The 1,443-nt window shown below is 59.9% G+C and carries 1 protein-coding gene; it reads right to left on the bottom strand.

Translation table 11 applies throughout. From position 1 onward, the window contains the following. Positions 1–762, bottom strand: a 762-nt coding sequence (locus tag AB0D94_RS37795; RefSeq protein WP_362062512.1) for a hypothetical protein, incomplete at its 3' end; no start/stop codon positions are given. Positions 763–1,443 lie beyond the last annotated feature (681 nt).

Genomic DNA, 1,443 nt, shown 5'->3' with positions numbered 1-1,443 from the left:
GTCGCGTGCCAGGTCCCGGATATCCGCGAGGCGGCGGCGGGCCATGTGATCCCGCGTATCTGACCAGTCGACCAGAGTGAGCGCGAGCTGTTGCTTGTTCTCGCGAAGGTCGCCAGTCAGCCCGACCATGTCCAGCCTCGCAGCGAACTCAGCGAGATCCTTTCCCGTCAGATTGCAGGCATCCATCACCTGCTTCGCCTGCGTTCTTGCATCGCCCTTAAGCGGGCTTTTCTTCGCAAGGCCTTCTATAGCCTCCAGTAGCGCGGGTTCGATAGGACGATTGGTGACAAGCTCGAACCGCAACTTTGCCCGCGCTTTGACGGCGCCAAGCGACGCCTTACAGGCACGATACGTGCGTGCGAACTTGCTAATCGTCTTCTTCGCCTGTGCCGCCCGGAACGGTTTGTGCTCGGCCGCCTTGGAGTACTTCACCTGGACCACGACTATGCGCTCGGCGTCCTGCAGGTTGGCTCTGCCTCCGAAGTACAGCACCGCGTCAGCGATCTCGTTGCCTTCATTCGAGACGCCGCGCTGGTCCTCGTTGGCGAACCCTTCCACCGCAATCCCGACCAAGTCAGCGCCGGGCAAGAGCAGACCCAAGCACTTACGAGCCACCCAGGCTTCGTGGAACTCGTGCCCGTCGCGGGAGGCGCGTACGGTATCCACCTCCGGGCGTACTCGTGGGTCGGTCTTCCTTTTGGGTTTAGGCGTCGCCTTGGGCTTCGGCGCGGCCTTGCGCGGGGTTGCCGTCTTGCGCCTCACCGTGGACTTCCTCACCTTTGCCATTGCCCGTTCCGTCGTGACCTAAATAAAGGATAACCTCGCCGGCCGGCCAGAACGGCGTTGAGCAGTAGTCTTGGAGAGTAACGGCCCAGGACGAGATGCCCGGTGGCCTCAGGGGTGCACCCTTCTGACTAGAGATCTGAGGCGGAGTATCCGATAGGCCGCATCTATCTTCTATTAGCTCTCATTTTGTGAACCTACTAGTTCGAATCCGGGAGCCGCGGGCGCGCCAAACACCCCTGTTCGAACCTCTCTATTCCGAGAGCAGCGACCGTCGAAAACGCCTTGTTTTCGGCGGTTTTCGCGTTTTGGCGTTGGACCAAGGTCGGCGCGGTTTCCGCCGGAACGGGGCAGATCAACCCCACTTTTCTCTCTCTTTTCTCAGGGCGTTGGTTTTTTAGTCCAACGGTCTGTCACGCGCTCCCTTTGTTTTCAAAGGCTTAGCGTTGGACCAAAAAGAGCGGTTTGGCTCCGACTTTGCCCTTCCAAGGCAACTCCTCCAAACCGAGGAACACCAGTTCCGCCACTCAGCCCCCTGTCCCATGTCTACTTGCCTAAAGACCGCTTCCCCGGATGCCTGTGCTTATGAGAGGCTGACCCCACGGCGCGTGGTTGGTGGGGCCCTGTCTCCGTCTAAAGACAAAATCCCACCAACTGGCT

Origin of the sequence: Streptomyces sp. NPDC048255, from assembly GCF_040652415.1 — a bacterium.
Taxonomy (GTDB): Bacteria; Actinomycetota; Actinomycetes; order Streptomycetales; family Streptomycetaceae; genus Streptomyces.
Note: the sequence above shows the minus strand (reverse complement) of the source record. Positions and strands in the feature narration are given on the sequence as shown.